The sequence below is a fragment of the Kosakonia oryziphila genome (assembly GCF_900094795.1).
In the GTDB taxonomy this organism is placed as follows: Bacteria; Pseudomonadota; Gammaproteobacteria; order Enterobacterales; family Enterobacteriaceae; genus Kosakonia; species Kosakonia oryziphila.
Window position 1 is genome coordinate 1 of the sequence record NZ_FMBC01000085.1, and the last position, 6647, is coordinate 6647.

Consider the following 6647-nt stretch of genomic DNA (forward strand, 5'->3'; position numbering starts at 1 on the left):
GAATAGCGTGGGCAATCACGACGAACCGCAATGAATATCAGGCCTGCCACATGCAGGCTTGACTTAATCTATTGATTTTTAGGTACTTAAAAAGTAGTTACCCATCTGGTTTTGCGAAGACTGGTTATTGATGACATGAACGGCATATCGGCCTGATGAGAAACCTCACGCAAAAAATGGCTCACTGAAGCCGGGGGGCTTTTCAGGTTCATCAGGCGCGGAACTCATCGTGGCGCGGGCATCCTTGCCCACATAGACGCCGGATAGATTTAAGCAAGCCCACCATTAATCAAAATCAGTGTTGCAAAAATGGGGGTGACCATAGATTTTTTGCGTAGCGCTTTCCAGTATTGAAATTTACCTACCCGACAAAACGAATGCAGATTGTTTAAAAAAGGCGTGGCTGGGACATTAGCCAGGAGTTAAATGAAAAGGGAAATCGATGGACAGGGAAAGAGATGTCCAACACATTAGCCAGCAGGCTATGGACGCGGCCAATATTATTTTTGCCCAAAACGGCTACAACATTCGGGTACAAACGCTCACCGAAGCGGATATACGCTGGTGTATTGCGATCCAGCGAGATCTCCCGGAAATGTATCGTCTCCCCTGGGATCATAGTGGAACGGTTCTGAATGACCCGGATACATTCTTATTCAGTTTTAAAATTGTTGATGCTGAGCGGCGACCCGCTGGAGCCTGTATTTTTCAATATTGTCCCGCGATAAATAATGGCTTCCCTTTTCTTAACCTTGAAATGATTCAAAATTTTCACCTACAGAACTCTGTACTTGATGGAAATACACTCCGTTTCGCCCTCTATGTAGCCGTGCTGTTTATGACGGATACTTGCTGCGCCTGATGTTTCCTGTTAACAAAGAAGTTACTGATTATTACATGCAGCAATATGGCTTTATCGACCTCACGGACGGCGAGAAAGCGATCCTTTACCGCGACGCCAACAGCCTGTTCGAGTGGTTCCAGCAAGATAAATAACTGGTTGAGGATGTTCAACAACTGAACGATAATGCAGCAACGGAAAACAGAGCAGGAGGAAAAAATGGCAACAATAAAGAGCGCAATGAAAACGGTCGCTTCCAGCTCTGGCGCTGACATCATGAAGAGATCCGGCGTTATTACTCATAGTCAGGCAACCGAACGCGTTATTACTTCAGAGCAACTCAATCGCATGACACCGACAGGTACTCCTATCACAGCATCGCGTGAAGAAGTTTTGTCAGTTCTTAGCCGATCGGCAAACAGTATCAAAACGCAGCACGCCCTGATTATTGAAGCCGCAGGCGGAATTCGAACTAAAATATAAGAAAACGAGCCCCGCATAAAAAACGCGGGGCTTTTTTCTGACACTCTTTTTTTGCCACTATCTGCTGGCAACATCCTGGTTTCACAATGAAATCCCGCAATAAAAACCTCCAGTAAAAACCCGTTAATTATACGGTCACCTTCGCGTCATCCTTTTGCAGCATTTTTTTCACAGACTCTCTGGCTTTCGAAACCCGTCATTTCGCAGTTCAAGGCTTATGAGAAAATACTGGCTCCCGTGGCTGATCCTGTCACCATCTTTGCTGTTCCTGGCGCTGTTCACTTACTTTCCGCTGCTGCGCTCGGTGTATGACAGCCTGTTTGACACCCGCATCGCCAGCAATGATGCACCATTCGTTGGGCTGGGCAACTTCGCTCGTCTGCTGGATGATGCGGTATTCTGGCAGTCGCTGTTGAATAACTTTATCTACCTTCTGCTAACGGTGATCCCCGGTGTAACGCTGGCGCTGCTGCTGGCGGTGGCGCTGTGGGAAAACCACCGCATCAACCGCTGGTTACGTACGGCGTTTTTCTTCCCAATGATTATCCCGATGGTCAGTGCCGCCGCGCTGTGGCTGTTTATCTTTATGCCCGGCCTCGGCATGCTCGATCACTACCTCGCGCAGCTTTTCGGGCCAATGAACAACAACTGGCTGGGGCGCAGCAACAGCGCGCTGTTGGCGCTGGCGTTGATTGGCGTGTGGAAGTTTGCCGGCTATTACATGCTGTTCTTCCTCGCCGGTTTGCAGGGCATTCCCGCCTCCACGCGTGAAGCGGCGGTAATGGAAGGCGCAACCTCAACGCAGGTTTTCTTCAAAGTTACCCTGCCGTTACTGCGCCCGACCATCAGCTTTGTGGTCACTACCGCGTTGATTTACTCGATTACCCAGATCGACCACGTCGCCGTGATGACGCGCGGTGGCCCGGATAATGCCACCACCGTACTGCTCTATTACATCCAGAATCTCGCCTGGGACACACACGATCTCGGTAAAGCCTCTGCCGCCACGTTTTTAACGCTGGTCGGGCTGTTTGTCTTCTCGCTGGTCAACCTGAAACTGCTTGAGAGAGGAGCGCATTATGAGCGTTGAGGTTACTCCTGTTATCAACCGGGCCGCTGTCGTGCCGCGCCCGCTGTGGCTGCGTCTGCGCTATTCGCGCCCGATCACACTTGCGCTGCTGATGGTTTGCCTTGCGCTGCTGTGGGTAAGCCCGTTTATCTGGATGCTCTCATCCGCGTTTAGCGCCACCACGTTTGGCGAAGGTATGGCGTCGATTCTGCCGCGCTTCCCGTTGACGCTGGATAACTTCCGCGATGCATGGGACAGCGCCAACTGGCTCAGCCTGTACGCCAACACAATAATCTTTGCCTTCGGCACTTTCTTTGTGCAGTTACTCACGATTACCACTGCCGGTTACGTCTTCGCCTGCCACGAATTTCGCGGCAAGAAAACGCTGTTCATCCTGTTCCTGGTGCAACTGATGATCATGCCGGTGGTGATGATGATCCCCAACATGCTGACACTGAAAACCTTCGGCCTGCTCAACACGCTAACCGGCGTGATGATGCCCTACTTCACTTCTGCGTTTGGCGTCTTTCTGATGCGTCAGGCGTTTCTCGCCATTCCAAAAGAGATTGAAGAAGCGGCGCTGATGGAGGGTTGTCGCTGGTGGCAGGTGCTGTTCCGCGTGATGTTGCCGATGTCGTGGCCGTCAGTACTGGCGTTTGCCACCGTCAGCATTACCTATCACTGGAACGAATATTTATGGCCACTGATGATGCTCAACGATCCGGACAAACAGGTGCTGACAGTCGGCCTGGTTTCCTTCGCCATGGGCGCAGAATCCGGCGGCCAGTGGGGAATGATCAGCGCCGGGACGCTGATGGTTTGCCTGCCGCTAATGGTCGCGTTTATTGCTTTTCAGAAGCAGTTTCTCCGGAGCTTTGGCTTCTCCGGTATTAAATAAGGAGTGTAGTTATGTTTTTAGCGCAAATTTCCGACACCCATTTTCGCAGCCAGAACGAGAAGCTGTACGGTTTTATTGATATCAACGCCGGGAATGCCGACGTCGTAAGTCAGCTTAACGCCCTGCGCGAACGCCCGGATGCTGTGGTGGTGAGCGGGGACATCGTCAACTGCGGCCGCCCGGAAGAGTACCGTGTGGCGCGCCAGATCCTCGGCGCTCTGGATTACCCGCTGTTTGTCATTCCGGGGAACCACGACGATAAGGCGTATTTTCTGGAATATCTGCACCCGCTGTGCCCGCATCTCGGCAGCGATCCGCAGAACATGCGTTATGCGATTGATGATTTCGCGACGCGTCTGCTGTTTATCGATTCCAGCCTCGCCGGAGAATCAAAAGGCTGGCTGACGGATGAAACCCTGCACTGGCTGGAAGCGCAACTGAGCGCCAGCAAAGACAAACCGACTGCAGTGTTTATGCACCATCCGCCGTTGCCGCTGGGCAACGCGCAGATGGACCGCATCGCCTGTGAGAACGGCCATCTGCTGCTGAAACTGGTTGAGCGCTTCCCGTCGCTGACGCGCATTTTCTGCGGCCATAACCACAGCCTGACCATGACGCAATATCGCCAGGCAACAATTGCCACGATCCCGGCCACCGTGCATCAGGTACCGTATTGCCACGAAGATACCCGCCCGTACTACGACATGTCGCCGCCATCGTGCCTGATGCACCGCCAGATTGGCGATCAGTGGGTGAGCTACCTGCACTCGTTGTCGCATTACGCGGGCCCGTGGCTGTATGACGGAAACATCAGTTGTCCGGTGGATGAGCGCTAATCCCATGTTAAGACTGAACAATGTAAGCAAGCAGTTTGATGGCAAAGCTGCGCTTAGCGCGCTGTCGCTGGATATTCACGATGGTGAATTTGTGGTGCTGGTTGGCCCGTCCGGCTGCGGGAAAAGTACGCTGTTGCGGCTGATAGCCGGGCTGGAGAGTGTCAGCGACGGTGCCATCTGGCTCGATAATGATGACATCACTGCCCGCTCGCCGCGCGAGCGCAACTTCGCGATGATCTTCCAGAACTATGCGCTATTTCCGCACTTGTCCGTGCGCGACAACATCACCTTCGGCATGAAAGTGCGTAACGAAGAAAAAGCTAGCTGGCAACCGCGCCTCGATCACGTAGCGCAGATGTTGCAGCTTGATGCACTACTGGAGCGGAAACCCGCCAAACTCTCCGGCGGCCAGCGTCAGCGCGTGGCGATGGCGCGCGCCATCGTACGTAACCCGAAACTGTTCTTAATGGATGAACCGCTCTCTAACCTTGATGCGCGCCTGCGTACTGAAGTGCGCGACAGCATTATGGAGATGCACCAGCAGCTTAAGACCAGCACCATTTATGTGACGCATGACCAGACCGAAGCGATGTCGATGGCCGACCGCATTGTAGTGATGAATGGCGGCCACGTGCAGCAAGTTGGCCGCCCGGAACATTTGTACGCACATCCGGCAAATCTGTTTGTTGCCGGGTTTATCGGCTCTCCGGCCATGAACCTGCTGTCGCTCTCCTGTGCCAATGGCGAGGTGCAATTGGGGGAGCAACGCCTGCCGCTGCCTGAGCATGCGCGCAGCGCGTCACAAGTGTGGCTCGGCATTCGCCCGGAGCACATTACCGACACGCCAGAAGCGGGCCAGTTGGTGCTGCCAGCGACTGTCATCCAGCGCGAACTGATGGGCGCGGATTATCAGCTTCACGTTAGCACGCCAATTGGCAACCTGCGTTATATCCGCCGACACCGGGGCGATGTACCCAACAAAGGGGACACACTCAGCGTCGGTTTTTCACCCCTTGATTGTCATCTTTTTGATGCGCAAACCTTGCTTAACTTACACCAGGAGAACAACCATGCATAAGCCTCTGCCAAAAACATTGCGAGCGCTTACTTACTGTATAACTTTTGCAATAAGCGGTACTGCACTGGCTCAAGAGAAGATTGATTTCATGTTTCCGGCCCCGGTGGACGGCAAACTGACAATGGAAATGACACGCGTCATCAAAGCCTTTAACGATTCACAAAAAGAGGTGGAAGTGCGCGGGATTTTTACCGGCAGCTACGACACCACTAAAATGAAAGCTGAGTCGGCGCAGAAAGCAGGCCAACCGCCTGCACTGGTGATCATGTCCGCCAACTTCACTACCGATCTGGCGCTGAAAGATGAAATTCTGCCGATGGACGAACTGTTCCAGTACGGCGACAAAAAAGCCGGTGATTTCCTGCAAAACGAGTTCTGGCCTGCGATGCGTAAAAACGCGCAGGTAATGGGCGTGACCTACGCTATTCCGTTCCATAACTCGACGCCAATCCTCTATTACAACAAAACGATGTTTGAGCAAGCAGGCATTAAACAACCGCCGCAGAACTGGAAAGAGTTGCTCGAGGACGCGAAAAAGCTGACCGACCAGAGCAAAGGCCAGTGGGGCATTATGCTGCCTTCCACCAACGACGATTACGGCGGCTGGATCTTCTCCTCGCTGGTACGCGCTAACGGCGGTAACTACTTTAACGAAAATTACCCTGGCGAAGTCTATTACAACGCGCCCACTACCATCGGCGCACTGCGTTTCTGGCAGGATATGATCTACAAAGACAAAGTGATGCCATCCGGCGTACTGAACTCGAAGCAAATCAGCGCTGCGTTCTTCTCCGGCAAACTGGGCATGGCGATGCTGAGTACCGGCGCATTGGGTTTTATGCGTGAAAACACCAAAGATTTCGAGCTGGGCGTGGCAATGATGCCTGCTCAGGAACAGCGTGCTGTGCCAATTGGTGGTGCCAGCCTGGTGAGTTTTAAAGGCATTAACGATGCGCAGAAAAAAGCGGCGTATCAGTTCCTGACTTATCTCGTTAGCCCGGAAGTGAATGGCGCATGGAGCCGCTTCACCGGTTACTTCTCACCGCGCAAAGCTGCCTATGATACGGCGGAAATGAAAGAGTATCTGAAGCAGGATCCGCGCGCCGCCATCGCGCTGGAGCAGTTGCAGTACGCGCATCCGTGGTATTCCACTTACGAAACGGTTGCCGTACGTAAAGCGATGGAAGATCAGTTGGCGGCCGTGGTGAACGATGAAAAAGTGACCCCGGAAGCGGCCGCAGAAGCGGCGCAGAAAGAAGCCGATACGCTGATGAAACCTTATGTGGAAAAAACCGCGCTGCAAGCGGTGAAATAAGGTGTTGTGCCCCGCAGGGATGCGGGGAGTTCTCCCCTGAGGGATCCCCAGAAAACTCAGTAAACCAATATCATATCGGTATACCGTTGCTGTAATTTCTTCAACCCCGAGTCCAGCGACAGGGTTT

8 protein-coding genes are annotated in these 6647 nt (G+C 53.0%); all 8 read left to right on the forward strand.

Features of this window, described 5'->3' with window-relative positions; genetic code table 11:
• The first annotated feature begins 442 nt into the window (after positions 1-442).
• The gene (locus tag GA0061070_RS23560; protein ID WP_090138896.1) at positions 443-862 is read left to right on the forward strand and encodes a hypothetical protein; all 420 of its coding nucleotides are present in this window, start codon (positions 443-445) and stop codon (positions 860-862) included.
• Positions 862-996: a hypothetical protein gene (locus tag GA0061070_RS25850; protein WP_279616112.1), complete on the forward strand. Its 135-nt coding sequence runs from the start codon at positions 862-864 to the stop codon at positions 994-996. Before GA0061070_RS23560 ends, GA0061070_RS25850 begins: the two co-directional genes overlap by 1 nt.
• A 64-nt stretch (positions 997-1060) precedes the next feature.
• Positions 1061-1324 (forward strand): hypothetical protein, encoded by a 264-nt coding sequence (locus tag GA0061070_RS23565; RefSeq protein ID WP_090138898.1) that lies wholly within the window; start codon positions 1061-1063, stop codon positions 1322-1324.
• Positions 1325-1541: 217 nt separating this feature from the next.
• Positions 1542-2414 (forward strand): carbohydrate ABC transporter permease, encoded by an 873-nt coding sequence (locus GA0061070_RS23570; RefSeq protein WP_090138900.1) that lies wholly within the window; start codon positions 1542-1544, stop codon positions 2412-2414.
• Positions 2404-3291, forward strand: coding sequence for a carbohydrate ABC transporter permease (locus GA0061070_RS23575; RefSeq protein WP_090138902.1), 888 nt, complete (start codon positions 2404-2406; stop codon positions 3289-3291). The genes GA0061070_RS23570 and GA0061070_RS23575 overlap by 11 nt, the downstream gene beginning before the upstream one ends.
• 11 nt (positions 3292-3302) lie before the next feature.
• Positions 3303-4127 (forward strand): phosphodiesterase, encoded by an 825-nt coding sequence (locus tag GA0061070_RS23580; protein WP_090138905.1) that lies wholly within the window; start codon positions 3303-3305, stop codon positions 4125-4127.
• Between the two features lie 4 nt (positions 4128-4131).
• Positions 4132-5205, forward strand: a complete 1074-nt coding sequence (locus GA0061070_RS23585) for an ABC transporter ATP-binding protein (RefSeq protein WP_090138906.1) — start codon at positions 4132-4134, stop codon at positions 5203-5205.
• A complete protein-coding gene (locus GA0061070_RS23590) occupies positions 5198-6520 on the forward strand; it encodes an ABC transporter substrate-binding protein (protein ID WP_090138907.1) in 1323 nt (440 codons plus the stop codon). The genes GA0061070_RS23585 and GA0061070_RS23590 overlap by 8 nt, the downstream gene beginning before the upstream one ends.
• The last annotated feature ends 127 nt before the right edge of the window (positions 6521-6647 follow it).

Coding starts and splice junctions, on each gene's coding strand:
- GA0061070_RS23560 (WP_090138896.1), top strand. CDS start 443: ATGGACAGGGAAAGAGATGTCCAACACATTAGCCAGCAGGCTATGGAC.
- GA0061070_RS23580 (WP_090138905.1), top strand. CDS start 3,303: ATGTTTTTAGCGCAAATTTCCGACACCCATTTTCGCAGCCAGAACGAG.
- GA0061070_RS25850 (WP_279616112.1), top strand. CDS start 862: ATGTTTCCTGTTAACAAAGAAGTTACTGATTATTACATGCAGCAATAT.
- GA0061070_RS23590 (WP_090138907.1), top strand. CDS start 5,198: ATGCATAAGCCTCTGCCAAAAACATTGCGAGCGCTTACTTACTGTATA.
- GA0061070_RS23570 (WP_090138900.1), top strand. CDS start 1,542: ATGAGAAAATACTGGCTCCCGTGGCTGATCCTGTCACCATCTTTGCTG.
- GA0061070_RS23585 (WP_090138906.1), top strand. CDS start 4,132: ATGTTAAGACTGAACAATGTAAGCAAGCAGTTTGATGGCAAAGCTGCG.
- GA0061070_RS23575 (WP_090138902.1), top strand. CDS start 2,404: ATGAGCGTTGAGGTTACTCCTGTTATCAACCGGGCCGCTGTCGTGCCG.
- GA0061070_RS23565 (WP_090138898.1), top strand. CDS start 1,061: ATGGCAACAATAAAGAGCGCAATGAAAACGGTCGCTTCCAGCTCTGGC.